Annotated in this window: 33 protein-coding genes; 23 read left to right on the plus strand and 10 right to left on the minus strand. The window is 43.5% G+C overall.

Features of this window, described 5'->3' with window-relative positions:
* Positions 1-15: 15 nt before the first annotated feature.
* From abc-f to EBO34_RS01100, 8 genes are all read left to right on the plus strand, one after another.
* On the plus strand, positions 16-1,626 hold the full coding sequence (gene abc-f, locus EBO34_RS01065) for a ribosomal protection-like ABC-F family protein (protein ID WP_122896116.1): 1,611 nt from the start codon (positions 16-18) through the stop codon (positions 1,624-1,626).
* Between the two features lie 275 nt (positions 1,627-1,901).
* The gene (gene proC, locus EBO34_RS01070) at positions 1,902-2,744 is read left to right on the plus strand and encodes a pyrroline-5-carboxylate reductase (protein ID WP_122896117.1); all 843 of its coding nucleotides are present in this window, start codon (positions 1,902-1,904) and stop codon (positions 2,742-2,744) included.
* Positions 2,745-2,768: 24 nt separating this feature from the next.
* Positions 2,769-3,896, plus strand: a complete 1,128-nt coding sequence (proB, locus tag EBO34_RS01075) for a glutamate 5-kinase (RefSeq protein WP_122896118.1) — start codon at positions 2,769-2,771, stop codon at positions 3,894-3,896.
* 252 nt (positions 3,897-4,148) lie between these two features.
* Positions 4,149-5,411: a glutamate-5-semialdehyde dehydrogenase gene (locus EBO34_RS01080; protein ID WP_122896119.1), complete on the plus strand. Its 1,263-nt coding sequence runs from the start codon at positions 4,149-4,151 to the stop codon at positions 5,409-5,411.
* A 141-nt stretch (positions 5,412-5,552) separates the two neighbouring features.
* Entirely contained in the window at positions 5,553-6,095 is a 543-nt protein-coding gene (locus EBO34_RS01085; protein WP_122896120.1) for a GNAT family N-acetyltransferase, read from the plus strand.
* 146 nt (positions 6,096-6,241) lie between these two features.
* On the plus strand, positions 6,242-6,874 hold the full coding sequence (locus EBO34_RS01090) for a methanogen output domain 1-containing protein (RefSeq protein ID WP_249413965.1): 633 nt from the start codon (positions 6,242-6,244) through the stop codon (positions 6,872-6,874).
* 160 nt (positions 6,875-7,034) lie between these two features.
* Positions 7,035-7,337: a hypothetical protein gene (locus EBO34_RS01095; protein WP_122896121.1), complete on the plus strand. Its 303-nt coding sequence runs from the start codon at positions 7,035-7,037 to the stop codon at positions 7,335-7,337.
* A gap of 484 nt (positions 7,338-7,821) precedes the next feature.
* Positions 7,822-8,142, plus strand: coding sequence for a hypothetical protein (locus EBO34_RS01100; protein ID WP_142996757.1), 321 nt, complete (start codon positions 7,822-7,824; stop codon positions 8,140-8,142).
* Between the two features lie 82 nt (positions 8,143-8,224).
* Here the strand turns inward: EBO34_RS01100 and EBO34_RS01105 are convergent, their stop codons facing one another.
* The gene (locus EBO34_RS01105) at positions 8,225-8,656 is read right to left on the minus strand and encodes a ferritin-like domain-containing protein (protein WP_122896123.1); all 432 of its coding nucleotides are present in this window, start codon (positions 8,654-8,656) and stop codon (positions 8,225-8,227) included.
* A 203-nt stretch (positions 8,657-8,859) separates the two neighbouring features.
* Between EBO34_RS01105 and EBO34_RS01110 the strand changes: the two genes are divergently transcribed.
* Both EBO34_RS01110 and EBO34_RS01115 read left to right on the plus strand, forming a co-directional pair.
* Positions 8,860-9,303 (plus strand): VOC family protein, encoded by a 444-nt coding sequence (locus tag EBO34_RS01110; RefSeq protein WP_122896124.1) that lies wholly within the window; start codon positions 8,860-8,862, stop codon positions 9,301-9,303.
* 98 nt (positions 9,304-9,401) lie between these two features.
* The gene (locus EBO34_RS01115; RefSeq protein WP_122896125.1) at positions 9,402-10,334 is read left to right on the plus strand and encodes a manganese-dependent inorganic pyrophosphatase; all 933 of its coding nucleotides are present in this window, start codon (positions 9,402-9,404) and stop codon (positions 10,332-10,334) included.
* Between the two features lie 55 nt (positions 10,335-10,389).
* Here EBO34_RS01115 and EBO34_RS01120 read toward each other — a convergent pair whose 3' ends face one another.
* From EBO34_RS01120 to EBO34_RS01130, 3 genes are read right to left on the minus strand one after another with little or no spacing between them, the layout of a single operon-like run.
* The gene (locus EBO34_RS01120) at positions 10,390-11,076 is read right to left on the minus strand and encodes a P-II family nitrogen regulator (protein WP_122896126.1); all 687 of its coding nucleotides are present in this window, start codon (positions 11,074-11,076) and stop codon (positions 10,390-10,392) included.
* A complete protein-coding gene (locus EBO34_RS01125; RefSeq protein WP_122896127.1) occupies positions 11,003-11,794 on the minus strand; it encodes a DUF1538 domain-containing protein in 792 nt (263 codons plus the stop codon). The genes EBO34_RS01120 and EBO34_RS01125 overlap by 74 nt, the downstream gene beginning before the upstream one ends.
* A complete protein-coding gene (locus tag EBO34_RS01130; RefSeq protein WP_122896128.1) occupies positions 11,791-12,489 on the minus strand; it encodes a DUF1538 domain-containing protein in 699 nt (232 codons plus the stop codon). The genes EBO34_RS01125 and EBO34_RS01130 overlap by 4 nt, the downstream gene beginning before the upstream one ends.
* Positions 12,490-13,186: 697 nt before the next feature.
* Between EBO34_RS01130 and EBO34_RS01135 the strand changes: the two genes are divergently transcribed.
* The 5 genes from EBO34_RS01135 (at position 13,187) to EBO34_RS01155 (ending at position 15,659) form a co-directional block, all read left to right on the plus strand.
* Positions 13,187-13,393 carry a helix-turn-helix transcriptional regulator gene (locus tag EBO34_RS01135; RefSeq protein ID WP_122896129.1) on the plus strand — a complete coding sequence of 69 codons (207 nt, stop codon included), beginning with the start codon at positions 13,187-13,189 and terminating at the stop codon, positions 13,391-13,393.
* 4 nt (positions 13,394-13,397) lie between these two features.
* The gene (locus tag EBO34_RS01140; RefSeq protein WP_142996758.1) at positions 13,398-13,841 is read left to right on the plus strand and encodes a hypothetical protein; all 444 of its coding nucleotides are present in this window, start codon (positions 13,398-13,400) and stop codon (positions 13,839-13,841) included.
* A gap of 2 nt (positions 13,842-13,843) precedes the next feature.
* Entirely contained in the window at positions 13,844-14,338 is a 495-nt protein-coding gene (locus tag EBO34_RS01145) for a small multi-drug export protein (RefSeq protein ID WP_122896131.1), read from the plus strand.
* 264 nt (positions 14,339-14,602) lie between these two features.
* A complete protein-coding gene (locus tag EBO34_RS01150) occupies positions 14,603-14,857 on the plus strand; it encodes a hypothetical protein (RefSeq protein ID WP_122896132.1) in 255 nt (84 codons plus the stop codon).
* 235 nt (positions 14,858-15,092) lie between these two features.
* Entirely contained in the window at positions 15,093-15,659 is a 567-nt protein-coding gene (locus EBO34_RS01155) for a hypothetical protein (protein WP_122896133.1), read from the plus strand.
* A 34-nt stretch (positions 15,660-15,693) separates the two neighbouring features.
* On the opposite strand, the gene EBO34_RS01160 is transcribed toward EBO34_RS01155, so the two are convergent.
* The gene (locus tag EBO34_RS01160; RefSeq protein WP_122896134.1) at positions 15,694-16,317 is read right to left on the minus strand and encodes a hypothetical protein; all 624 of its coding nucleotides are present in this window, start codon (positions 16,315-16,317) and stop codon (positions 15,694-15,696) included.
* A 185-nt stretch (positions 16,318-16,502) separates the two neighbouring features.
* On the opposite strand from EBO34_RS01160, the gene EBO34_RS01165 reads away from it, so the two are divergent.
* The 3 genes from EBO34_RS01165 (at position 16,503) to EBO34_RS01175 (ending at position 18,585) form a co-directional block, all read left to right on the plus strand.
* Complete coding sequence (locus EBO34_RS01165; protein WP_122896135.1) at positions 16,503-17,078, plus strand: DeoR family transcriptional regulator; 576 nt, start codon at positions 16,503-16,505, stop codon at positions 17,076-17,078.
* A 21-nt stretch (positions 17,079-17,099) separates the two neighbouring features.
* Positions 17,100-17,858: a FixH family protein gene (locus tag EBO34_RS01170; RefSeq protein WP_122896136.1), complete on the plus strand. Its 759-nt coding sequence runs from the start codon at positions 17,100-17,102 to the stop codon at positions 17,856-17,858.
* A 160-nt stretch (positions 17,859-18,018) separates the two neighbouring features.
* Complete coding sequence (locus EBO34_RS01175; protein WP_183163658.1) at positions 18,019-18,585, plus strand: biotin transporter BioY; 567 nt, start codon at positions 18,019-18,021, stop codon at positions 18,583-18,585.
* 274 nt (positions 18,586-18,859) lie between these two features.
* Here EBO34_RS01175 and chrA read toward each other — a convergent pair whose 3' ends face one another.
* From chrA to EBO34_RS01190, 3 genes are all read right to left on the minus strand, one after another.
* Positions 18,860-20,035: a chromate efflux transporter gene (chrA, locus tag EBO34_RS01180; protein WP_122896137.1), complete on the minus strand. Its 1,176-nt coding sequence runs from the start codon at positions 20,033-20,035 to the stop codon at positions 18,860-18,862.
* 169 nt (positions 20,036-20,204) lie between these two features.
* A complete protein-coding gene (locus tag EBO34_RS01185; protein ID WP_122896138.1) occupies positions 20,205-20,717 on the minus strand; it encodes a hypothetical protein in 513 nt (170 codons plus the stop codon).
* Positions 20,718-20,845: 128 nt separating this feature from the next.
* Complete coding sequence (locus tag EBO34_RS01190; RefSeq protein ID WP_249413966.1) at positions 20,846-20,998, minus strand: FbpB family small basic protein; 153 nt, start codon at positions 20,996-20,998, stop codon at positions 20,846-20,848.
* A gap of 644 nt (positions 20,999-21,642) precedes the next feature.
* Between EBO34_RS01190 and arsC the strand changes: the two genes are divergently transcribed.
* Genes arsC through EBO34_RS01210 form a run of 4 tightly spaced genes read left to right on the plus strand, consistent with a single transcriptional unit; the run spans position 21,643 to position 24,548 of the window.
* Positions 21,643-22,062 carry an arsenate reductase (thioredoxin) gene (gene arsC / locus EBO34_RS01195; RefSeq protein ID WP_122896139.1) on the plus strand — a complete coding sequence of 140 codons (420 nt, stop codon included), beginning with the start codon at positions 21,643-21,645 and terminating at the stop codon, positions 22,060-22,062.
* Positions 22,063-22,117: 55 nt separating this feature from the next.
* A complete protein-coding gene (gene arsD / locus EBO34_RS01200) occupies positions 22,118-22,474 on the plus strand; it encodes an arsenite efflux transporter metallochaperone ArsD (RefSeq protein ID WP_122896140.1) in 357 nt (118 codons plus the stop codon).
* 15 nt (positions 22,475-22,489) lie between these two features.
* The gene (arsA, locus tag EBO34_RS01205; protein WP_122896141.1) at positions 22,490-24,265 is read left to right on the plus strand and encodes an arsenical pump-driving ATPase; all 1,776 of its coding nucleotides are present in this window, start codon (positions 22,490-22,492) and stop codon (positions 24,263-24,265) included.
* Position 24,266: 1 nt separating this feature from the next.
* On the plus strand, positions 24,267-24,548 hold the full coding sequence (locus EBO34_RS01210; RefSeq protein ID WP_122896142.1) for an iron-sulfur cluster assembly accessory protein: 282 nt from the start codon (positions 24,267-24,269) through the stop codon (positions 24,546-24,548).
* Between the two features lie 309 nt (positions 24,549-24,857).
* Here EBO34_RS01210 and EBO34_RS01215 read toward each other — a convergent pair whose 3' ends face one another.
* Both EBO34_RS01215 and EBO34_RS01220 read right to left on the minus strand, forming a co-directional pair.
* Complete coding sequence (locus EBO34_RS01215) at positions 24,858-25,724, minus strand: permease (protein ID WP_122896143.1); 867 nt, start codon at positions 25,722-25,724, stop codon at positions 24,858-24,860.
* Positions 25,725-25,809: 85 nt separating this feature from the next.
* A complete protein-coding gene (locus tag EBO34_RS01220; protein ID WP_122896144.1) occupies positions 25,810-26,133 on the minus strand; it encodes an ArsR/SmtB family transcription factor in 324 nt (107 codons plus the stop codon).
* Between the two features lie 198 nt (positions 26,134-26,331).
* On the opposite strand from EBO34_RS01220, the gene EBO34_RS01225 reads away from it, so the two are divergent.
* On the plus strand, positions 26,332-26,745 hold the full coding sequence (locus tag EBO34_RS01225) for a DUF3139 domain-containing protein (protein ID WP_122896145.1): 414 nt from the start codon (positions 26,332-26,334) through the stop codon (positions 26,743-26,745).
* Positions 26,746-26,768 lie beyond the last annotated feature (23 nt).

The following is a 26,768-nucleotide window of genomic DNA, read 5'->3' on the forward strand; positions in this document are numbered from 1 at the left end:
CAGGGAGGATTTTTTATGCTTTTACTAAAGACTGCACCACTTGAGAAAAGTTATGGCGACAGAGTCATTATTAAAACGGAGAAATTGAGTATTTATAATGGGGAGAAAATCGGAATCGTCGGGCGGAACGGGGAAGGGAAATCGACGTTTCTTATAATACTGGCCGGTGAGCTCCCACCCGACAAAGGCGAAGTTCTTGCCCTTGCTGACAGGGCCTATTTGCCACAGCTCGAAGCAGGACAGATGCCGGTTACTAAAAAAGAGCGCAGCAAATGGGCTGTTCCCGATGGAAAGGGTATGAGCGGCGGTGAGGAAACAAGAAAGAAAATTGCTGCTGTCCTTTCCTCTGACGCTGAGCTGATTTTGGCTGATGAACCGACAAGTCACCTCGATATTGAGGGGGTTGAACAGTTCGAGAAAGGGATTTTAAAAAGAGAAGGAGCGGCAGTGCTCGTCTCTCATGACCGGGAACTGCTGGACCGTGTCTGCACATCCATATGGGAAGTGGAGAATGGCGAGCTTCTCATATATGATGGGAATTATTCCAGTTACACAGAGCAAAAGCAGTTAAAAGAAGAGCGGGACTGGTTTGAGTATGAGCAGTATACAAAAGAAAAGGCCAGGCTCACAGAAGCAAAGCTTGAAATATCACAGCGATCAACTGCACTGAGAAAAGCCCCGAGGAGAATGGGGAACTCGGAAGCCCGGCTTCATAAACGAAGTGTAGGAAAAAAGAAAGCAAAACTGGATAAAGGGACAAAAGCGATACAGTCAAGAATTGACCAGCTGGAGAAGAAAGACAAACCGAGGACAGAATCCGAAGTGACGTTTGATATGGAGAGGTTCACACCACTACACAGCAGAACAGCTGTAGCTTTCGAAGATGTTACTGTTAAAGCGGCCGGCCGTCTTCTGATTGAAAAGCTTCGGGCAGCTGTTAAACCGGGAGAGAAAGTTGCAATCACCGGTTGTAACGGAGCAGGCAAATCCACCCTCCTGAACATGATTAAAAACAGGGAGAGTGGTGTACGTGTTGCAAAGCCGGCTAAGATCGGTTTTTTCTATCAGCAGCTGGAGAATCTCGATGAAGAAAATTCGATTCTTGGGAATGTAATGGACACGACCAGGTATACTGAAGAGTTTGTCAGAACGATTTTGGCCAGGCTTTTATTTAAACGGGAAGAGGTTCACAAGGAAGTCTCAAAACTCAGCGGCGGAGAGCGTGTGAAAACAGCACTTGCAAAAGTATTTCTCAGTGATGTGAACGTACTTCTTCTCGATGAACCTACAAACTTTATCGACCTCCCCACAAAAGAAGCGCTCCAGGAAGTCCTTAGTGAATATCCCGGTACTATACTCTTTGTTACTCACGATCGCTACCTTATCCGCCATTTAGCTGACCGGGTCATCGAAATCGCAGGCAAACGGGGCATTGTCCAGGAGCCGGAAACCCTCGGAAACCCCCTTCATACCGGAGCCGAAGAGGAAGAGGCGATGGCGGAGCTTGCTATTGAATTGAAGCTTGCAGAATTGCTAGGAAAACTCGGTGAATCTGGGGATGAAGATGAGAAAAAACGTTTAGATGAAGAATATGCACGTATGCTTCAAAAGAAACAACAGTTATAAAAGGCTGATATGACAGTGGTTTTAGAACCGCTGTCTTTTTTTTGCCCACTTCCAATCAGCGTCTCGTGTCCTCTCACGCTCTCTCGTGCCGTATATCGTGATTAGAGGACCCTGTCGGAATAATGGAGGCGCTTTCATTCACTATTTGCCGTTTATCCTCACTACCTCACATTAACCCCTTGAAGTCAAAAATGAGAGTGTTACGATAAATAGCGGATTGAACAACAGGACGGAACAACAAATGCTTACAGATAAAAAAGGAGCTGGATATAGATATGGATACTAACTTACGCGTTGCATTTATCGGTGCAGGAAACATGGCAGAGGCGATGATTTCCGGCATTGTAAAAACCGGAACTCTTGAGCCGCATCAGGTGATTGTTACAAACAGAAGTAACGAAGAGAGGTTGCTCGAGCTTCACAATCGATACGGAATTCAGGGAATGGTACGTGACCGTTTGCCCATCCAATCAGCAGATGTGATTATTCTTGCGATGAAGCCAAAGGATGCAGAACAATCACTTCTTTCAATAAAAGATCAAATCAGACCCGATCAGGTGGTCATGAGTGTTCTTGCCGGGATCTCAACAAGCTTTATGGAAGAACATTTAAACACAAATCAGCAGGTTATCCGTGTGATGCCTAACACATCAAGCATGCTGCAGGAATCAGCGACAGCGATTTCCCCAGGTGAGCATGTAACGATGAAAAATGTAAAGATGGCGAAGACATTATTGAAATCAATCGGTGAAGTTTATGTGATCGAAGAAGATCAGATGGACCTTTTCACAGGAATTGCAGGAAGCGGTCCTGCATACTACTACTACCTGATGGAACACATTGAAAAGATTGCAAGAGAAAACGGAATGGATCCGGCGCAGGCAAGAGAAATCGGCGCCCAAACCATCCTCGGAGCAGCGAAAATGATGCTTGAGCGTGAGGAATCCCCTGCACAGCTCAGAGAAAATATAACGTCCAAAAACGGTACAACAGCTTCCGGCTTGGAAGCACTTGCTGAAAACGGCGGCGGTAAAGCAATTAAAGCAGCTGTTGAAGGCGCAATGAACCGCTCAAAAGAAATCAGCAAACAACTGGAAAAAACACCAGCCCACCAATAAGAAGTCTTATAGAACGTAGGAGTGATGAAATTAATGACTTTAACAAAACGTGTTGTAATTAAAATTGGAAGCAGCTCACTAACGAGCCAATCAGGAGATATCAGCAGAAGAAAACTTGAAAAGATTACAGACCAGGTTGCGGAACTTAAAGATCAAGGCCACGAAGTTCTTCTCGTATCATCAGGAGCGGTAGCAGCAGGCTACAGAACGCTCGGCTTCGTAAACCGTCCGACATCACTGCCTGAAAAACAGGCAGCCGCTTCTGTCGGTCAGGGCCGTTTAATTGAAACCTATTCCGAACTCTTTTCGTCACACGGATATGCTGCGTCTCAAATATTAATTACACGCGGCGACTTTTCCGACGAAAAACGATACAACAATGTCAGGAACACCGTGAATGTTCTTCTTGAACGAGGCATTGTTCCGATTGTTAACGAAAATGACACCATCACGACAGACCGTCTCCGCTTTGGCGATAACGATACACTGTCTGCGAAAGTAGCCGGTCTTGTGGATTCAGATCAACTGATCATTTTATCCGATATTGACGGGTTGTACGATGATGATCCACGTAAAAATCCAAATGCAGAACTGCTGCCAAAAGTAACTGAGATTACTGATGCAATCGAAGACATGGCCGGTGAACCAGGCTCTGCTGTGGGAACAGGCGGTATGCGCTCAAAAATCGATGCCTTTAAGATCTCAATGGCATCCGGCATTCCATCTTTCCTCGGACGTTCCGGTGTGAAAAATATTCTTATTGATGCTGTTGACGAAACAGCAAGAGGAACCTATTTCTCCTGTGAGGAAACCGTACACAATCTTGATCATAAGCGTCAGTGGATTGCGTTCAACTCTGGTCCTGAAGGGGAAATTACGATCATTAATGAAGCACGAGAAGCGATTGTTGATAACAAAGCCCACCTTCTTCCGAGTCAGGTTTACCAGGTTGACGGGCACTTCAGCAAGGGCTCTGTCGTAAAAATCCGTGACATCAACGGTACACAGCTCGGGCTTGGAATGATGAACTACTCCTCAGAAGATCTTGCAGCATTTCAATTAAAAAAGACACAGGATAAATCCCTTGATGCCGTAATGAACAGCGAAGCATTTGTTTGTGAACTGGAAGTGGCAATTCCTGTTGGAGTTTAAATCAGCGTGGCGTAATTTATAAATTAGAAACACCTCAATGATCAATACTGTTTTCAAGAGATTGTTGCAAAAACGATGCAGCCGGAATGCTCGAGACTCTGCGTGAGCAATTGCCGGGGGAAGAGCCCGTAATGGGGAGCAGACACACAGGCGGGCGTAGAAAGGAAGGGCATTTCGGTAGCATCAATATTAATTTATTACCTGAAGGAACAATTTCTTAGAAAGCAGCCAATAAATACAAGGAGTGGTTTGGTGACTAAAGTAGTCGAACCAGTAAGTGTAAAGTCTCAGGCAAAGTTGGCACAGAAAGCGTCAAAGTCCCTAGGAATGCTTTCAACGCAAGTAAAAAATGAAGCATTGCATGTGGTGGCGGACTATCTTGATCAAAATGTTGCAACAATTTTGACAGCCAATGAACAGGATCTTCAAAACGGAAAGAAAGCAGGCTATGATGACGCGTATATGGACCGTCTCGCCCTAAGTGAAGCGCGGGTAAAGGAATTTGCTCAGGGTCTTCGTGACGTAGCGAAGCTTGACGATCCATCAGGTGAAACATTAGATGAGTGGACACTTGAGAACGGTCTGAATGTAGCGACTGTCAGAGTACCTCTTGGAGTCATCGGGATGATTTACGAAGCCCGTCCTAACGTAACAGTCGATGCGACCGGTCTTGCCTTAAAATCCGGCAATGCGATCGTATTAAAAGGTGGGTCTTCTGCGATTCATTCGAACCGTGCGATCGTAAAATTGATGAAAGAAGCTCTCGCTAATACAGAAGTTTCCTCAGATGCCGTACAATTCATTGACAGCACTGACCGCGAAGCAACTGAAGAGTTGTTTACAATGAAAGAGCACATCGACGTGCTCATTCCACGTGGAGGCGGTAAACTAATTTCCGCAGTTGTAAACAACGCAACGGTGCCTGTTCTTGAAACGGGTGTAGGAAACTGTCACATTTATGTTGACAAAGATGCAGATGCACAAAAAGCCATCAGTATTTTTGTGAATGCAAAAACGGACCGCCCGGCTGTCTGTAATGCTGCAGAGACATTAATTGTTCACAGTGAATGGCTGAGCGCCAACAAAGAAGCTCTTGTGTCTGCTTTTAACGAACATGGAATCGGTGTTTACGGCTGTGAAAAAGCAGTGAAAGAGATTGAGCGAGCAGAGCCTGCGACAGAAGATCACTGGGCAAGTGAATTCCTCAGCCTAGATATAGCGGTGAAAGTAGTTAACGACGTTTCCGAAGCGGTTGAACACATCGACAACTACGGAACAAAGCATTCTGAGGCTATTGTAACGGAAAGTAAAGAAACGGCAGCCCGCTTCACAGGACTTGTTGATGCAGCTGCGGTTTATCACAATGCATCCACTCGTTTTACGGACGGAAGTGCCCTTGGCTTTGGTGCTGAAATCGGGATTTCTACTCAAAAACTCCACGCACGTGGCCCGATGGGACTGCCGGCGCTTACAACAGTGAAATATGTCATGAGCGGAAGTGGACAAATCAGATAGGTTTACTGGTATGGCCCTGAGGCTTTTAAAGCTTTCGGGGTCTTTTTTTTTTGCGAATTTAAAGGATACAGGACTTCTATCCAGAAGAGTGTGAACAAGGGGAGATTTTCTCTCCTAATACGAAATGGAGGAGTTCTTTTTTTGGAATTTCCTGAACTTGAGACGAAAAGGCTACGCCTGGTAAAGATCACCTACGATTACACAAAAGAACTTTACGACATTCTCTCGAGAAAAGAAGTCATGAAATATTACGGTATGGATCGTATTTCAAACTATGAAGAAGCTGCCCAGGTGATTGAATCGTACAGAAAGAATTTTGCAAATCAGCGAGGAATCCGTTGGGGCATTGTCATAAAAGATTCGAACGTATTTGTTGGAACAATCGGATTAAGTAATTTACTGCAAAAAAAAGCGGAGGTTGGATTTGAACTGCATCCGGATTATTGGCGAAAGGGATACATTTCTGAAGCTTTCAGAGTGATACTGAGATATTCATTTGAAGAACTTGATTTATTCAGGCTGGGAGCGGTAACTTTTCCTGAGAACACAGCATCCATATTTTTATTGGAGAAATTTGATTTTGAGAAAGAGGGCTGCCTGAGAGGATACTTTTATCAAAACAAAACCTCCTATGATGCACTCATCTTCTCCGTAATTTATCCAGAGTGGAAAGGAAGTATTTAAAGATTTTGACATTGTAAAATATTGTCGATATTTATTCAGGGAATCACATCATTCATACTCCTGCATTCATGAAAATAGTTTATAATTATTTAGATGAGATTAGTGGGTTTTAAAACTTTTCTTTAAAAAGGAAGGGGGTAGAAGAAGTGATAAACGAGGTTAAACCTCCATCATTGAGTGGGCATGTGTTTCTTGCGAAGCTGATTACGCAATATGCACACATTCACGAGCGTACAGTCGGTAAAGGAGCCCGGGATTATATCAGAGAAATCGGACTTCGAACCGGGGAATGGCTTGAAAGGTTTTATAAAGACGATCAGGAACGCTGGTCCGTTGAAAAATACGCAGACGTTATTGTCGATATAAAAAATTCAATCGGTGGGCACTTCAGGATCGTTGAAGTGTTTCCCGATCACGTGGTAGTCAGAGCAACAGCATGTCCGTTTGGGGATGTTGTACAGGACGCACCGCATTTATGCATGATGACCTCCAGTGTATTTGGAGGCATTGCGGCCCGCCAATTTGGATACAGTAAAGTAAGTTTGCGGGAGCGCATTGCATTAGGTGATGGTGGCTGTGAAGTAGCGATATACTTCTCACCGGCAAGCACTGAAGAAGGGGATGAATATAAAGATTTACGGATCACTCCTCATTACGGCGATCCGTTTAACTGGGAAGAAGAAACCATATCCATGCTCAATGAAGAGCTTAGGAAAAGTGACACGATGATCGAGATGCTGTTAGAAGAGCTTGAAGAACTGAAAAAAGAACGAAATTAATGAGACCCGCACAGCTTTTGAAGCTGTGCGGGTTTTTCATTTTCAATGAAGGAACAGTCTGGATTCCCACTAGCCTGTTTTCTTATCTTTCACACCACCGCTGTCCTCCGCTCATATACTAATACAAGCATATAATGATAACAAGAATGGAGTTGCAATGATGAAAACAGTATTAAAAAGCTTACTTACAAGCTGGCTTTTCTGGTGCCTGATAATTCCGGTATTTATAGTATACGGTACTTTATCCTACGCTACTTACAATTTAATCTGGATTAATGCAGAAAAGCTGGAGACGATGGAGCCGGAAATTATTGAAGCAAAAGAGGCAGGGGAGACCCTCCCCTTCAGAGAGAGGTATGCCTATGAATCTACCTACAATCTCTATCATAAATCCCAGAACCTTCTCCAAAGCTTTTGGATGAAATACATCTTCCCCTTCCCTGAATTCACCGAACCACTCTAACATTCTTGCCAATCTGAAAAAAATTAGGACGGATGCTGCACCTTTCAAGATATTTCAGCATCTTTTTTGTACGGAATATCCTCCCTTTCCGCGGACTGGCACTTCCGCAGGATGCTCGGTAGTTCACCCCACGATGCTTGGAGAAAACAGAAGATAAAGATAAAACAATCTGACAGCCAACGTAAATAGTACCAACATATGAACAGCCCTTGGAATGGACTTGCATTTCAGAGGCTGTTCCTTTCCTTAATTTGTGTAAAATTGTGGGATATTCAGTCCGGGAAGGGTGGGAAGTGTAAACGGCGAATTGTTAAGGAAAGTTTGTGGAACGGCCGGCATAGAGTAGGACAAAGGTTGATGCTCAAAGGGGTTACCCTGTCAAATATCACAGTTTTTCTTGATAATAACTGAATTTTATGAATTTATTTGTCGGAAAAGGGTAACGGAAATGTAGAGTACTCTTGATTTCGGAAAGGGGATTTCTGTGACTAAGAAGAGAAGAGTTATCTTGGTTCTGCTGCTCTCTGTTTTGGTTGTTGCTTTATCCTACGGTACTCTTAGGCCGAGTGCGGTCCATGAGTTTCCCGTTCCGTTCCATGCGGAGATCGAAACGGTTCATTCTGAAAACAGCTTTACCTACAAACACACAGGGATTAACCGTTTATATCTGCTTCAGGCACGACTGTGGGGATGGAAGAAAGTTGACAGCATGGGATCTCTGCAGGTCTTTGAGAAAGACGGAAAAAGGGTCGATGTGATCACGTTTCAGGATGGATTTGATATCGGGGCTTCCATTGAAGAATAGTATATGGATACTCATTCACCGGAGGGTCTGGTAAAAAAAAGCACGTACCTCAATGCTGATGGACGTGCTCTTTTCCGTGTGCTTAACGATTTGTCAGTAAATACAACAGCCACACACCATGGTTTTGTTCATCCCATGAGGCTCTGCGAAAGGAGTTTCTTACGGCAGGTACGTCGGCCTGCTCGGCTGCATTCAAGTATTCAGCCACGTTATTCTGTTTGTTAAAGAATGCTTCCTTTAGTCCCCTTTCATAAAGATTACTGCAGACGGCAATCATTTGAGGAGTATGTTCCCTGCCTGTTAAATTAAAGTAAAGCTCAGCAAACATCCGGTAATGACGGAATTCATCAGCGCGGATGGCAAGGATACGCTCCCTCTCTTCCAAAGAAGGTGCCAGTTGGGCAAGTGTTTCAAGACAGAATATAGATGTGTATTCCACGTTCATCGCTCTTGCAATGTTATTAATCTGTTCGGGGTTAATCCCTTCAGTCAGCTGTAGTGTCGAGTTATACATAAGACAGACTCCTTAAAAATCGTTATCGTGATCATTATGTTATTCGCTAAAAAGCTGTCCCGTGTAAGTTGTTATCCTGTGAAAAGCCAGGACTCTTTTCGCGGTGATTTCCAGGTTGAGACTCACTGTAACTTATTATTAAACAGATCTGAAAGTAAAGAATGGTAAGATAAAAAAAGATAAATAAAAAGGAGGAAGTTTGCATGAAACTGGACAATTTACGCCTTCTTGTAACCTCTTTTGAAGAGTGTTTTTACTTTTACAGAGATACGATGGGCCTGACAGTCACATGGGGAGAGCCATCAGGGGAGTATGCGAGTTTTGAAGATTCAGTAGAAAATACGGTGGCCATCTTTAATCGCCAACTAATGGCCGAAGCTCTCGGAAAAGGAGAGCTTCCCAGCTTTTCAAACAGCCAGGATCACTTTGCTTTAATTTTCAGAGTGGAGGACCTGACTGAAGAGGTCAGCCGTATCAGGGGAAATGGCGGAGATGTGTCTGACATCAGGAAGCAGCCGAGCTGGGGGATCGAATCAGCATATATCCGTGACCCTGACGGAAACCTGATTGAACTCATGTCCAGTATGCCGAAGTCATCGTGGGATGAATCGTTATTAAAAGAAGATGATAGGTATTCCCGTCAGTGAATGAAGAAAAAGATAATGATTATTTGTCCAAGCCTTGTTAAAATGGCAATGGATCGTTAAAAATAGCAAAGAGCAACATAAAAAGGAGTTTTCACATTATGGCAAATGAAAAAGTACTTATCTTTGGTCACAAAAGCCCGGATACAGATACAATCTGCTCAGCCCTTGCGTATGCTGAGCTGAAAAAGGAATTGGGAATGGATGCTGAACCTGTCCGTCTCGGTGAAGTAAGTGAAGAAACACAATATGCTCTAGATCGTTTTAAGGTTGAAGCGCCCCGGCAGATTGACAAGGCAGCACCTGACGCAGATCTTGTTATCCTTGTGGACCACAACGAACGCCAGCAGAGTGTCGAAGATATTGACAGTGTCCGTGTACTTGAAGTCATTGACCACCACCGTATTGCAAACTTTGAAACAAAAGATCCCTTGTACTATCGTGCTGAACCGGTTGGTTGTACGGCAACGATTTTAAACAAGCTTTATAAAGAAAACAATGTAGAAATCAAACCTGAGATTGCCGGGTTGATGCTTTCTGCCATTATTTCCGACTCATTATTATTTAAATCTCCTACCTGCACTGAAGAAGATATCCAGGCAGCCAAAGAGCTTGCTGAACTTGCCGGTGTTGACGCAGAGAGCTATGGTCTTGAAATGCTCAAAGCAGGTGCAAACCTTCAGGATAAAACAGTTGAACAGCTGATCTCCCTTGATGCAAAAGAATTTACGATGGGAAGCGCAAAAGTGAAGATCGCCCAGGTAAACACGGTAGACACAGACGAAGTATTTGAGCGTCGCAGCGAATTGGAAAAGGCGATCAACAACGATGTTTCTGAAAAAGGGCTTGATTTATTCATCCTGGTAGTGACAGATATCCTTACAAATAACTCTACGGTTTACGTAGAAGGTGAAGCATCAGAGAGTGTGGAAAAAGCATTTGATGTGAAGCTTGATAATAAAACAGCCGTTCTTGAAGGTGTCGTTTCCCGTAAGAAACAGATCATTCCCCCACTAAATGGTGTATTAGCATAGTTGACAAAAGAGGCTGCCGCAATGGCAGCCTCTTTTGTCAAACGGTTTTTTCCGGTCAGTGATTAATCCCAATTGTTTCTTCTACCGGGAGGATGAAAGCAATTCCCTTTCCCGGCTGATTGAGGGAGGCTTCTTCTTCGATTTGGTGTAGGACTCGTTTGACCTTATCCCGGGTAACCAGGGTAAGAACGATTTCTTTCTCAGGCTCAATGATCATGGAAAGAAGCTTTGCCTGTTCGTGAATGCCTGATCCTCTCCCTGATAATATGGTGCCACCTTCAGCCCCGGCTCGTTTGGAAGCATCTACAACGATACCGGCATCTCCTTTATTTACAATCGTCACGATCAGCTCAAAATTAACATGATCAATCATTCTTTCCAATGCCTCCTCTTCGAATGTCAGGTCCATCTGATTATGAACAATCCCTCTTACAGCCAGAACATCAACAACAAATCCGATGCCGGTTCCTTGTTTATTTAACTTTGCTTCTTCTTTAATATGTTCAAGGATATTTGACAGCCGGTCTTCTGGAATAAGCGTGAACACGATCTCCTTTTCGTAAAGCATATCAATCCCGAAAAAAGATTCCTTTTCATGAATCCCAAGCCCCGAACCGAGAAGAATGGTACCACCTTCAGCGCCGCCTTTTTTTGCTGCTGCCATTACTTTATTGGCTTGTTTCTTTTTCACGATTGTGATGATCAGCTTGTAATGATTTTTTTGTGTAGTCACGGTCTGCATCCTCCTTTTTACTATATAGCAGTCCAAGGAAAAGAACAGATAGAATGGGGGTCAGTGCAACGAGAGAAATCATTCCGAAACCGTCCAGCAGAGGATCCCGTCCTTCTGTTACATTAGCTACCCCGACAGCAATGGCCATGATAAATGTTACTGTCATCGGACCTGTAGCCACTCCTCCTGCATCAAAGGCAATCGTGATAAAGCGTTTCTTGGAGAAACGTACTAAACTAAATGCTGCAAGGTAACCGGGCACGAGAATCATCCATAATGGAATACCCACAATGATCCTGATCATTGATAAAGCGATAGAGACAGCAACCCCGATCGACAGCGTGAAAAGCAGGATATTACTTGAAATGGATCCTGCTGTGACTTTTTCCACTTCGTGATTGAGTATCCGTATGGCAGGCTCTGCGAATGTCACGACAAACCCAAACAATAATCCGATTAGGGGAAGATAGAGCCAGGCTCTTGTATTCTGCCCGAGTATCTCTCCGATAGCCTGACCTGCCGGGAAAAAGCCGATGCCTACCCCTTGGAGGAAAAAAGAGAGACCAAAGAAAGTAAGGGTAATACCAAACATCATCTTCCACACTTTCTTCAAGCTAAGGCGGAGAAAGAAAATCTGAAATGCGGCAAACAAAATAATTAAAGGTAAAACGGCCAATGCCACTTCATGAAGAATATGGTCAAAACCTTGAAAAAAGTGAGTGATCAACCAAAAATCACCCCCAGGATCATAATAGCCAGTACAGGACCGATCGAAGCCAGTGCTACAAACCCAAATCCGTCACTTGTCTGCTTGGAGTCGGCCCGTCTGACTACAGACGCCACACCTACACCAAGGGCAAGAATAAACGGTACTGTCATCGGCCCGGTTGTGACTCCGCCGGCATCAAAGGATATGGGAATAAAATTAGGAGGTGTGAAGAGGGCAAGGATAAAAATAAGGGTATATCCCCCAATCAATAAATGAATGAAATTTAAGTTATATAAAATCTTAACCATTGCCAAAGCAACGAAGATAGCAACCCCAAAGGCGACAGTATAAACAAGAAGGTCATTTGAAATACGCCCCCCTGATACCTGGTCAACCTGGAAGGCGAGAACCCGTACATCCGGTTCGGCAATGGTAACCACGAGTCCAAGAAAGAAGCCAACCCCGATAATGAGCCACGATTTCTTGATTTTTGGGAGAGAAGAACCGATCAATTCCCCAATAGGCAGAAGGCCGATATGCACCCCCACAAGAAACAGAAACAGCCCGATCCCAACAAGTACAACGCCTGCTAAAAAAGATATAAATACATCAGAAGGAAGACCGATGACAGTAAATTGAAGAACAATAACAACGAGGGCCAGGGGAATGATTGCAAACGTCACTTCTTTTAACTGATCAAGAATGTAGGCCATGTGTTTCTCCTCTCTGTGTTCTGCCAAAAGGAAAGAGAAGCCGGAACGCTGCCATCTGTTTTATGTAAGGAGTCATGTTCATTAACGTGACTTAGGTGAGGCGTTCAAATGTTACATAACTCTATAAAATTATTATATTATGTAACCTTTGGAGGAATCCTATGAAAAATGTCGAGGCTGTAAAAAGATTTGTGCTCAACCAGAATACAGTGAGGCCGGTAATCCTCATAAATACAAAAAGAGAGACATCCTGATTTCAGGACTGTCTCTCTTAAATTTATTAAATATTCCTTTCACATTGCATAGTGACCGATGATTGCAAAGAAAAAGACAAGTCCAAAAGCAAAAAATGTACGGCGCATGCTGCAACCCTCCTCGATAAAATAGTCCGGAATAAGAGATAAAACCTGGTTGAATGCTATAAGGTATCATAAGAGTTGTTTACCGTTAACTAACGTTAATTAACTCTTAATAACTTGATTTTAAATCATATATCGACAGATTTAAAGTATTTTAATTATTATTTTTCCGTTTTTTTGTCAGTTAAAACATAGAATCTCAGGTGGAGAATATATGAAAAATGCAAAGATAATTAGACATTTTGTCAAAAAAATTACATTTTGCAATAAAAAGTTTACATTTTGCAATAGATACCGTACAATAAAAAGTAAGATGATGGAAAAGGAAGGAATGCCATATGCTAAGAAATCGTGTAAAGGAGCTCAGGGCCCGGTTCAGCTTAACGCAGACAGACTTAGCCAATAGAATTGGTGTAACCCGGCAGACAATCGGGCTGATTGAAAAAGGTGACTACGCCCCGAGTATTACCCTTGCCATCAAAATGGCAAAAACATTCGATACGGCCATTGATGAAGTATTCTGGCTTGAAGGAGATGAAGAGTAGGATGTTGGAAAAAGTGATTCGCTCCCCTTTAATTCTTATTGTTTCTCTATTTTTAATGACGATTATGCTTTGGTCTGTTTATTACGGTGCATTCTCAAATGTTTTTGAAAGTGTGCTATTGTTCGTCTTAATTATTGCTTTAAGCACGTTTCTTTTCTTGATTTTGTTCCATAATAAACGGAACCCCGAACGAAAGATCAGCTGGAAAAGTTGGACACCTTACGAGCTGAAGGAAGAAGATGAAGGTCAGCAGTGGGTAACATACCGGGCTACCCGTAAAGTGTACATCTTTTTCTATTTCGCTATTCCTGCAGGGTTAATGGTGGTGGCTGTCTTCAGGCACATTGAGTTCATGCCTTTGGTCGTTTTGTTTGTATTAGGAACAACCCAGTATGGAATCTACTGGCATGAATCCAGAAAATATTTAAATGACCGGGAGGAAGTTTAAGGATGACTACATTTATTGCCTATGTTGTTGTGTTTTTACTCGCTGCCACTCCGTTTTTTGAAATGATTGCCGTTATTCCTCTCGGCGTTGCTGCAGGTCTTCATGTTGTTCCTGTTACCATTCTTGCATTTGCAGGTAACGTAGTAACTGTTCTTCTTGTTATTCTATTAATCAATCAGATTCAGGCCTGGTTAAAAAGAAGAAGAGAAGCAAAAGGAAAGGACGGCGACTCCAAAAGAGAAGGCCGGGCAAAGAAAGTATGGAAGCGATTTGGACTTCCCGGCCTTGCCATTGCGGGACCGTTTTTTATCGGGAGCCACCTCGCTGCTCTTATGGGAATGAGTTTTGGAGGAACGAAGAAACGAATGGCTGTCTGGATGGTCGGGAGTTTAACAATTTGGTGTCTTGTAACAGCTGTAGCTTCTCATATTGGAATAGACTTGTTGTTTAACCACACCGACCGGGAAGGTTTTCTGGTAGATTACCTGGAGCGTTAGAGTCAGAAGAATTCCGGATTGTGTTTCAAATGGTAACAGCAGTTTGAAAATGAATTCGCACGCTGCCTTGTCCGGCAAAAAAACATTTTGCTTTATTCACGTAAAGATAATAATGGCTCCTCTTATTATTTTGAGGCTGATCCAGCTTTTGGATCAGCTTAATTTGCTTTGTATATGCCGAAATAGTGTACGTCATTGGAGCATATAGTGAAGTAACGTCTTTTGATTGCAGATGAATCATTTAATAAAGAGGAGTGAAGCATCATGAGGGCAGCAACCATCAACCTGATCACTTTCTTGTTTGTTTCTCTGTTTGCTGCATTGGGGATTTCAGGTCAATTTACAGAAGTAAACAATGCTCCCCACTGGTGGCTGTACCCGAGCATTGTCTGGACCTTTGCATTATTCATTCAGCAGATTCCCCACCTTTGGGTAAAGTTGAGCGGTCTGGCACTTGCCTGCCTGAGTGCACTATTTTGTTTTGTATTTATTTTACCGGAGTTGTTCAACCTGCTTTAAGGACATTGTAAAAAATGGGAAGCAGGAAATCTCTGATCATCGTTGAATACGTTTATAAGAGATGAACATTTAGATCTGCTGTGTGTCAAAAATCTTTGTTCAATTAGGGCCAGACACTGATGTTTTTTAATGACACAGCCGTAATAACGTTCCCTGAAACCATTGAATAGAAAAATATGTTAACTTGACTTGTATAACCGGAAGAAAATAAGTGAAAAAGTTAGGAGAGGGCTTTATGAAAGGGTATCTGTTGATGATCCCATTCCTGCTTATGGCGGCCTGTTCAAATCAAGTTGAATCAGAAATTAATAAACAAATGCTTGATGATGAAGTTGATTTTTCATATACCATTCCTGAATTGGATGGATACCTGATTACGAAAATTGACGTCAGTCCCCGTGGCGGTGATGTTAGCCGAATAGATATTTACTACACGGATGTTGATAATGTTGACGATGACCGGCAGCTAATGGATGCTGAAGAAGAATATGATGAAGAATTTAATATCAGGACGGTATACGGTCCTTATGAAGAGTGGGCGGAGCATGGAATTGTACTGATTCAAAGTCCGAAAGAGCTGGGTTATTCATACAATGAGGTCATAGAGGTTGAAGGCCAGGAAGTCCCTTTTAATCATACGAAGAGCGGAAAAGAGTCTATCATTGCCTTTGAATTAACGACTGAAGAAACGTATTATTACGGGACGATCTTTAACGTGAAAGACAATCCGTCTGATAGACAGATCAGACGCAGCATTTCTCCAATCTACGAACAAATTTTAGAGGAATACGGCGAGGAGTAAAAAGAAAGCCTGGACATAGATGCCAGGCTTTCTTTTATGTGTCCTCTGACTCTATAAGCTGGTGCTCAAGAATTTCCGCTCCATGGGCTTCGAGAGTTCTAAAGATGTTCCGGCGCATGGATGCCAGGTTGTGGTCGTATGTGAGGGTGAAGTTATCATTGTTCTCGGTTCTGAAGACGAAGTGGGTATAATAATCCCCGTTTTCCTCTCCATAAGTCTGAACTTCTTCTATACTTCCCCATGGGTAATGGTCTGCCTGGTAGGAGGTGAGTTCGTTTATATGGAATCCCTCATCGTCAATAAAGTAATAGTTTGTTACACCGAGAGTGCAGATGGGAATAAACAGCAGACCTGCCAGTACAAAAGCCCAGCCGTGCTTCATTTCCTTTTTTGCTCTGTCCCTCAGATGACTCACAATCATATAAGCAACCATGATAAGTACCGTCCAGAGCATCCCGGCCCCAAAAGTGTAATAGGCAGAACGGGGGGCTACAAAAATCCAGTGATCACGTGAAAAATAAAACACATCCTGTAAAATTAAAATAAACACTAAGGGCAGCATAAAACTGCTCAAAAAGATCATGACACTTAAAATCACGAGAACCATATTAAGCTGGTCCGGGTCAATTTTCCATTTTATCAGCCTTTCTGTTGACATATATACCGCTCCTTTTAAAGGGTTCTAGCTAAGTCTACGGTATGGTATCACAAAAGTTTCAGAAATTTCCATCAAATAGGTTGTTAAAATTCATCATTTATTCACAAACTCCCACATGATCATCTTGTGATGCCATTGAAATTTCACTATAATTTACATACAGAATACGGATAGGAGGAGGAGACATGCTTCGTGAGGAACGAAAAAAACGAATACTTAACTGGATTGATGAGGAAGAATACATTCGCATTACAGAATTGAGTAAGCGGTTAAATGTATCAGAAATGACCATATACCGGGATATTCAATCTTTATCTGAAAAGGGTCTGCTGAACAGGTCCAGTGGCGGGGTGACAAAAAAACACACTTCAACACATGAGGGTACTAACATTTGTGCGTATTGTAAAAAAGGACTTCACAGACGCCAGCAGGTACAATTGATCTTTAAGGATCAAAAAGTGGAAGAGCTGTGCTGTGCCCATTGCGGACTTCTTCGTTATCAGGAAGTGGATATTGAAGTCTCTCACTTATTATGTAAAGACTTTCTCGATGATTCTACAATGAGTGCGAGTATGACGCATTTTCTAATTGGTTCAGATCAGGTAATGAACTGCTGTTACCCTCAGACTCTTCCATTTGCTTCCAGAGAGCAGGCTGTAAGGTTTCAAAAAGGATTCGGAGGACAGCTCTGTACATTAAAAGAAGCACTCAGTGAATTGAATAAACAGATGAACGTTTCAGGATGCTGTAAAGACCACTAGACACACCAAAGGAGTAATTCTATGAAAAAGTTTCTCGCATTTGCGTTGATAAGCGTATTAATGATCGCTTGTGGACAGGAAGAAGAGGAAAGCCACGGTAACGAATTGGAAAACCTGGGACCGATCGATGTTGAAGTAACGATGGACAGTGAAGGGGATCCTGGTGAGTGGACACTTGAAGCTTTAGTTACCCAGGGGGAAAATACGGTGAATGACGCGGATGAAGTCACATTTGAAGTATGGAAGCAAGGGGAGAAGGAAAACAGCGAAATGCTGGATTATGAAGATGTCAATGACGGAATGTACACAGTTTCATACACATTCGAGGAGGATGGCCATTATTTTGTGATTCCTCATGTCACGGCTCACGGTATGCACGTTATGCCAACCCATGAACTGACAATCGGGGAACCGGAATCAACAGAATCTGAAGAAGCTGATGACCATGAGCATGGACACGATGATCACGACCATTCTGATGGTCACAGCCACCATTCTGACATTGTAGATGTGGAAAGTAACTTTGAGAGTCTTGACCGTGATACTCCAATTGAAGTGACCATTACTGAAGATGGAGAAACACTTGAAGATGCCCGTGTCCGCCTTGAAATCTGGCAGCATGGCGATGAGATGAGAACTTGGATCGATGCTGAAGATGAAGGGGAAGGTGTGTACAAAGCTGCCCACGATTTTGAAGAAGCAGGAGATTACCACGTTGTGATCCACATTGAAAATGATGAGATTCATGAGCACCTGGATGATTCATTTACAATTGAATAGAGGTCTATATTCCTCTTATGAGATATAACAAGGGACAAAAGCCTGTTATGGAGGCTCGGGAAAACTGGGTCTCTTTTTTATGCTATGCTTTATACAAAAACAAATGCCTCAATATATGTTAACTTAAATTGGAGTAAAGTTAACATATGGAGGGATTTCATTGTTTAATGATTTATCTGTATTAAAAAAGTCGGGCTTATGTTTATTGTTTGCTTTAATAACCGGTGTTTTTGCACAAATCACGATTCCGCTGCCTTACATCCCTATAACCGGTCAGACACTGGCTGTTGGTCTGGCAGCAGTAATACTGGGAAGCAAGCTGGGAGCGGCTACCATGGTTGTCTACCTCCTCCTTGGTGCAGTCGGTCTTCCTGTATTTTCTGACTTGCAAAGTGGTGTTAATGTTCTTGTTGGACCGAGCGGCGGGTATATATTCGGGTTTGTGTTAACCGCGTATGTAACGGGGCTGATCCTGGAAAAGTCATCTTTCACCCTTGGCTGGGCGACAGTGGCTAATATTGTTGGAATGGGGATTACACTCGCATTTGGAATGGTCCAGCTTATGATTGTGCTGGAATTGACTTTTACAGCCGCTTTACAGGCCGGTGTTATTCCGTTTCTTATAACAGGTGTTATTAAAGCTTTTCTGGCAAGTGCAGGAGGCGTCTGGGTAAGGCAGTTTTCAGGGCAAAAGCTGAAAAAAGAACAACTGGGAAAAGCCAGCTGATTAAAGCTGGCTTTTCGTTTTAATGTATGGCAAATCTCACATGAGGCGTTTCATCTAAATATGCATATCGTAGTAAGAAACGAGGTGCACATATGAATCCAGAGGAAGCATTTCAGCAGTATGCTGCCCATTCGTCTGCTGCAGACCATTTCGGCAGGTTAAAAGCAGCTTCAGCCGGTAATCCGGATTAGTATTACATGTATGCTGAAAGAGAAGCCTACCACCATTGGAAAGCTGTCTATTACCGGAGGTTTTTTAAGTCCCCCCTTGTTGATTAAAGGAACATAAAGATCACTGTTCCACCAGCAGCACCGATGAGTACGACCATCCATGCCGGTACCTTCCAGAACACAAGAAGTCCGAACAAGCCGGCTGCCAGTGCAAAATCTACCGAAGATGTTACTGCGTTTGTAAAAATCGGATTGTAAAACGCAGCGGCTAAGATGCCCACAACAGCTGCATTGACACCTAATAAGGCTCCTTGAATAGTTGGATTTTTACGAATCACATTCCAAAAAGGAAGAGTGCCCAGGATCAGCAGAAATGCGGGCAAAAAGATTGCTATGGTTGCTACAAGTCCGCCAATCCAGCCGTTTGCAACCGTCCCAAGGTATGAGGCAAAAGTAAATAACGGACCTGGAACAGCCTGTGTAGCTCCGTAGCCTGCAAGAAAGTCTTCTGCTCCTACAATACCTGCCGGAACAACTTCTCGTTCAAGTAAAGGAAGGACGACGTGTCCGCCTCCAAAAACGAGAGCGCCTGCTCTGTAGAAGCTGTCGAAAAGAGCAAACAGATCAGATGTAAACACATTCCTAAGGGCAGGAAGAGCAACCAGAAGAGAGAAAAAGGTTACAAGACAGATCGAAGCGAAGCGATAGCTGAGCCTGATCCCCAAATCAACCGGATTTTCGTCCTTATTTCCCCGGTAAATGATAAGTCCTGCTAAGCCGGCCAGAACAATAAGAATGACCTGGCTGTAGACGGTCTGCCAGACGAGTAATAAAATAAGTGTAATGATGGCAATGCTTGCTCTTGTCCGGTCCGGAGCCAGTTTTTGACCCATTCCGAGTATCGCATGTGCCACGACTGCAACAGCTACAAGCTTGAGACCGTGAATCCATCCTGCCTGGCTGATGTCAAAGCTTTGCATTAAGGTGGCAAAAATCATCAGGGCTAGAACGGATGGAAAAGTAAATCCGATAAAAGACAAAATAGCTCCCATAAGCCCGCCGCGCATCAGGCCAATGCCGATGCCTACCTGGCTGCTTGCAGGTCCCGGAATGAACTGGGCCAGTGCAACGAGGTCAGCATAAGCTTTGTCATCCAGCCAATTCCGGCGTTTTACATATTCATTGTGAAAATAGCCTAAATGGGCAACGGGTCCCCCGAATGAGGTAAATCCAAGCCGGGTGGAAACGAGCAAAATTTCAAGTAATGTTTTTAGATGCATGCACAGCACTCCTGTTTCGCAGAATCGCAGTCAGTATACCATAAGGATATCAGTGGTTTGTTAATTCAATGTAAAAAATTGAGTGAAATGAAACATTTAGAATTTATTTGTCTCAGGTATGATGAATGAGGAAACTGGAACTCCTGTATTGAGGAGTAGGTGAATATAATCAGCCAAAAAACAGCTTGTAAATGCCAATGGTGATTAATACGAGGGAGGGAAGTACTTTTTTGTTTTTTGTAAGGTAAGGAAATCGTGCCGAGTTTCCTATAATGATTCCAGTTACAAACAAGGCGAAAAAGCTGCAGGCAACAAACACACTTGTAAGAGGGTGAACTTCCTGTACACCTGAGATAACTCCGTATCCAATATTGTCAATATTAACAATGATAAACAGGTTCCTTACAAGCCGGCCGAACATAAACCCTCCGGAGTGTGTGAGCTGAAAAAATCCGATTGCTAAAAAAACCAGCCCTGAAGCCTGGTTTAAAAAGCGGGTCGATCCTTCAAACCCGATTATGGAGCCGAACATGTACGTAAAAAAGAAGACAAAACCTACTCCTGCTGAAAGGAAGAGGAGCTGCCCAACCGGGAAGTATATTCGCTTATAACCGATAATTGCTCCCCATAAGAGCCCGTCAAACCCAATCAGGAGGCAAAACACAAGTGTTGTTAATGCCATTATCCTCACACCTTTACTACATGTGTATTACCCGGGCAGGACGAGTAGGACTTAGGGATAAAAAAAGGGATGCCCTTTGTGCACTTGCACATCGGACATCCTCTACGTTCGGGGGGCACTTCATTAAATTAATTAGCGCGTTTATTTTTCCCTGGCTTACTGCTTGTTTTATTGGCAAGTTTGTCGTCAAGGCGCTCTTCAATTCTAGAGAGCTCCTTTTCGTTCGTCATCAGTTCTTCTTTATTTTTATTAATAAGAATACTCATTGATGTTTTAATCACAAGAATCATCCTTTCCAGTTGATTTAACCCTGCGTTCATGACATCGTTTAAAGCGCTAAAGCTTATACTTATAATATAGATGATAACAATTCTCACCGTCAAGAAGATTGCACCCACTTCCACAGTTTCACATAGAAAGCCGGAATTATGCTTACTTTATAAACAGGGTTGTTCTAAGATGCTGGCGGAGCAAGAAGCAGGTTATCCCCCCAAGCATTATGAAAATAGCCTTTTTAAACCATTGGTTTTGTTAAAGATCTTGTTGATTTTTTTAAATAATGTTAATTGCAGCGACTGCGTCACACACCTGCGGGAAAAACGAGTTCCGGGAAGACCCCGCATACGCAAAGCGTCGAGGAGGCTCCCGAACCGCCCTGGAGTGCAATGAGCGTAAATCAACACCCGGCTTTTCTTAGCCTATTTTAAAGGAAATGGACTTTTTCAGCGTCCTCTGCGGAGCACTAGGAGGCTCACCGGTGCCCCCGCCAAAAAGCGAAATGAGCGTAAACCAACAACTGAATTTAACAGAGCCCAGCCTTTAATAAAAGCGGGTATAAAAATAATATATTAGAGGTTGATTATATAACTGATTGATTATATAATGGTGTCGAAAGCTGAATCCAGTAAAAAAAGGAGTTCTATCTATGACGAAACCAATCATTTACTTCTTATGCACAGGAAACTCCTGCCGCAGCCAGATGGCTGAAGCGTGGGGAAAACATTATCTGGACGGTAAATACGACGTTTACTCTGCCGGAATTGAGGCTCACGGGGTTAACCCTAAAGCTGTAAAGGCAATGAACGAAGTGGACATTGATATCAGTGATCAGACTTCAGATACGATCGATAAGGACCTGCTTGACCGTGCGGATCTTGTTGTTACGCTATGCGGACATGCCAATGACGTTTGCCCGGCTACGCCTCCTAACAAGGACCGGGTGCACTGGGGCTTTGATGATCCGGCGAAAGCAGAAGGTACGGATGAAGAAAAATGGGCTGTATTCCAGCGCGTCCGTAACGAAATTGGCGAGCGGATAAAACGCTTTGCAGACACAGGTGAATAAACCAAAGAAGCCGGGACGTTCTCGGCTTTTTCTATAGGAAAGGATGTTGAATAACATGACAGTCATTCGGGTTTATGATCCGGCTATGTGCTGTGAAACCGGGGTTTGCGGGCCCGTAGTAGACCCGGAACTTACAAGAGTAGCTAATGCATTATTTCTCCTGGAGCAAAAAAGTATTGATGTGAAACGCTATAATCTTGGAAATGAACCTCAGGCGTTTGTCGATGAAACACTCATACAAAAGCTTTTGGAAGAAAAAGGGGTGGATGCTCTGCCGGCAGTCATTGTAAATGGAACTGTTGTAAAAACAGGAGAGTATCCAACTAACAAAGAACTAGCTGAATGGACAGGGGTCCGGGAGGATGAACTTCAGCCTGAGAAGAAAGAAAAAGACGATTTGACTTTATTTTAGCCGGAGGTGTACAGCATGTTTACCAATTTTACTTTACCGGAGTTTTCCCGGACGCCATTTATTTTTTTTACAGGGAAAGGTGGAGTCGGGAAGACATCGACTGCAAGTGCCACAGCTGTAGCCCTCGCTGATGAAGGTAAAAAAGTTCTTCTCGTCAGTACCGACCCGGCCTCAAACCTCGAGGATGTGTTTGGGATAGGTGTTAGCCTGAAACCTGTCAGGGTTCCGGAAGTAGAAGGCCTGTTCATGATTAACATTGACCCCGAGGCGGCTGCTTCCGACTATCGGGAAAGTGTGGTCGGTCCTTACAGAGACAAACTTCCTGAACCTGTTGTTACTCAAATGGAAGAGCAGCTGTCCGGAGCTTGTACTGTGGAAATTGCGGCTTTTAACGAATTCGCTTCCTTACTTACAAAAAAAGAAGTAATTGACTCTTTCGACCACATTATCTTTGATACTGCACCCACAGGCCATACATTACGGCTTCTTCAGCTGCCTGCCGCATGGTCTGGTTTTTTGGAAGAAAGCACTCACGGAGCTTCCTGTCTTGGCCCATTATCAGGGCTTGGAGAAAAGAAAGCTTTATACGAAAGCACTGTTCAGGCGTTGTCGGACCGTGAAAAAACAATTCTCATTTTAGTTACCCGGCCTGATGAAAGTGCGATATGGGAAGCAGAGCGGACAGCTCGTGAACTGAATGACATCGGATTGTCCAATCAGCGCCTGCTGGTCAATGGTCTTTTTGAATCCGGCTCCGATGACAGAGTGGCAAACGCCTTTTATGATAAACAAAAGGCAGCGCTTGCTTCAATCGGATCTTTGTTTAAAGATATCCTTGTTCTTAAGCTTCCTTATATTACTTATCCTTTAACAGGAGTTAGTGCCCTTCGAAGCTTTTTAAAAGGTGAGCAAAAATTAAACTCAGACGGGGGAAGTCAGGATGAAACTCGCTCCCTTCCTGGTCTCGCCCGCCTCATTGGTGATCTTCGCCATAAATCTTCAGGTGTGGTCATGACCATGGGAAAAGGCGGGGTAGGGAAAACAACAATGGCCTCTGCAATAGCATTAGGTCTCGTTAAGGAAGGGAAAAAGGTCCATTTGACAACGACTGACCCTGCTGCCCACCTCGATCAGGTAATGAAAGAAGAAGGGATATCCGATCAGCTGTCCATCAGTACAATTGATCCGGTAAAAGAAGTGGAGAAGTACCGTGCAGAAGTGATTGCTGAGTCTGCCGGCCAGCTGGATGAAAAAGGACTTGCGTATTTAAAGGAAGACCTTGAGTCTCCCTGCACGGAGGAAATTGCCGTTTTCCGCGCTTTTGCCGATGTAGTTGAAAGAGCAGATCGCGAATTTGTGGTTATTGATACGGCACCAACAGGACATACGCTCCTTCTTTTGGATGCCAGCTCGTCTTATAATAAAGAGGTTGAACGTTCCACAGGGGAAGTTCCAAGAGCGGTTCGCCAACTGCTTCCCCGGTTAAGAAACAAAGAAGAAACTTTAGTGGCAGTTGTAACCCTTCCCGAAGCTACCCCGGTTCTTGAAGCATCAAGGATGCAGGATGACCTGAAAAGAGCGGGTATTATGCCAGCCTGGTGGATTGTGAATCAAAGTATGGCAGCGACAGACACGAAAGATCCGCTTCTTTCAGTCCGGGCCAAACACGAGTGGAAATGGATCGAACGGGCTGCCGGGGAAAATGAAAACACGGTTGTCCTTCCGTGGTTTACAGAAAAAATGACGGGCGCAAAAGCACTGATGAATATGTATAGAAATGAGGTACGCTAGCATGGAGATTACAAATGAAGCAAAGCAGTTTTTACAGGAAATGATGACACGCAAAGAAGTGAATACAGTTCGCTTTTTCTTTGCAGGAATGGGCTGCGGCAGCCCTCAGATGGGTGTCCGTCTGGAGGAAGCGCAGCCTGAAGATGAAACAATGGAAATAAACGGCGTTAACGTTGCGATTGATCCGACGATCAAGGGTCAGTCTGCAAACGTGACTCTGGATTTTGAAGAACGGGAAGGCTCAAGAAGTATTGTCCTGCACGGCCTGGATTCCTGTTGTTGATCAAATGCTATTTTTTGTTCTATAAACAACGAAGAAGCAAATGAAGCCTGACTATTATCCTTCGTTTATTCATTCTCTTCATTAAAATAAAAGGCGGCTCAGAAGGTGGAATTATCCCTTCTGAGCCGCCTTTTTTGATAGCCGGTGAAACCCCTGGCCCCGCAGCTCATCCCCTACTTCTTTTTCGCATTTTCTTTTACTTCAGTGATTTTAACGCTGCAGCAGGAAGGTTTTTTCTGATCTTTCTTTAACGAAAAAACGAATTTTTTAAACACCACAATCCCTCCTTTCCCGGATAATAGCAACGCCTTATACAAAATAGAAGATAAACCCTGATAGTGTGGACATGGTAAGAACCGATACTACGAAAGCGAAAATCAATTGTTTTTTAAAGATCGACTTAAGCAGAACGATTTCGGGGAGGCTTGCACCTGCAGAACTGATGAGCATAGCCATCACAGGCCCGGTTGCCATCCCGCTTGAGATCAGAACCTGGGATACAGGGACCATACTGGAAAGCCGGATGTAGAGGGGGATTCCAATAATTGCAGCTGCAGGTATGAGCCACCATGCATCTCCGCCGAGATGACTGGCAATGAAATGAGCGGGTACAAGTCCGTGAATAACTGCACCGATAGCAGCGCCAATCAGCAGATAAGGATAAACAGTTTTCATCATGTTCCACGTTTCCCTCAGTGCACCTTTTAATGAAAAATGACGTTCAGCCTCTGGGTCAAACCCCTCCAGAACGACTTGCTTTAAGGATGAGGCAAAGCCGAGTTTCTCTAACGTTAATCCCATTACGATGGAGAAAGTGACGGTTACAAATGTATAGATGAGTGTGACTTTCCATCCCATGATTACAGCCATTACAGTCAATATGGTTGGGTCGAGAATCGGTGATGCGAATAAGAACACCATTACGACGCCAAAGCGAACGTGGTTTTTCAAAAGGTTTACGATAAACGGGATGGTAGAGCAGGAGCAGAATGGTGTGATAAAAGCGAAAAGGACTGCCAGGAAGCTTGCTTTCACAGGGCTGGTACGCTTTAACCAGCGCTCCACTTTAGCGTAGGGGATGCGGGACTGGATAAAATAAAGGGCAAAAGAAACAACGACAAACAAGACGGTAAGCTGTAGTGCGATGTGGATAAAACTTTGAATGGTTTCGATCATGGTAAGAACCTCTTTTCGTTTATTTATCAAATATATTTGATGTATAAATCAAAAAAATTGATATTAAGTCTAAGTCCTGCCGGTACTATTCGGCAGGACGGAAGAGGCAGCAAAGGTCTTCTGACAATAAAGCTGAAAGCTGTGAACCACTGCTGCTGTAGTAGTTCCAAGTGCCTCTTTTTTCTCGTGTAATTAACTCTGCGTCAAGAAGAAGCTTCAGGTGATAGGACAGTTTGGATTGAGGCATGTTCATGTCTTCCTGAAGGTCACACACACAAACTTCGCCTTTATTACAAAGCAAAGAAAGAATCTCCAGTCTTTTTTCATCGGCAAGTGCTTTAAATTGTTTTTCGTACGTTTTAAATGGCGTTGGGCCTGACAACTGGTCTTCAGATAATGTACGGCTCATGTGGAAAGGTCTCCTTTGATCAAAAATATTTGATGAATTAATCATAATGGAAAATAAATGAAGATGCAAGTGTTTCATCAAGAAAAATTGATGTATTCTTTTGTCTTTTTTTGTCTTTCACCTGTGGTACAATCATGATGATGGAAAATAGCACCAGTCACCTTGTCTTTGGAATGTAATTCTTCAGGAGGGACGTCTATGAACAGCAAACCGTCAGCGATGTTTACGATGATTCTTGTTGCTTTGTTTTTACTTATTCCCCCGCTGATTGTTTTCCTGCATAGTACAGGTAATCCTATTACAAATAACCAAATTGAACAGGACATACTTGCCTACCTGGAGGAGCGGGGATACTCGGAGTCTGACATCACATCGTACAAACAGATCAGGAATGCAGACGACAGTCTGAATACTCATCGTACCCGGCTGAAGGTTGTTTTTGAGGATGAGCCGGACCATGGGTACGTTTACGTGAAGATGGAGAGCGGTGATGTACAGCAATTATGTACGGTTCGCCGGTTAAATTCGGGCAATGTAAGTGGGAATGAATCAGATCCAATACATCTTGACGACCATTGCTACAACCCTGAAAGAGGGGAAGCATCAGGTTAGAAACGCTTTTACTTAATTGAGAT

This window comes from Alteribacter keqinensis, assembly GCF_003710255.1.
GTDB lineage: Bacteria > Bacillota > Bacilli > Bacillales > Salisediminibacteriaceae > Alteribacter > Alteribacter keqinensis.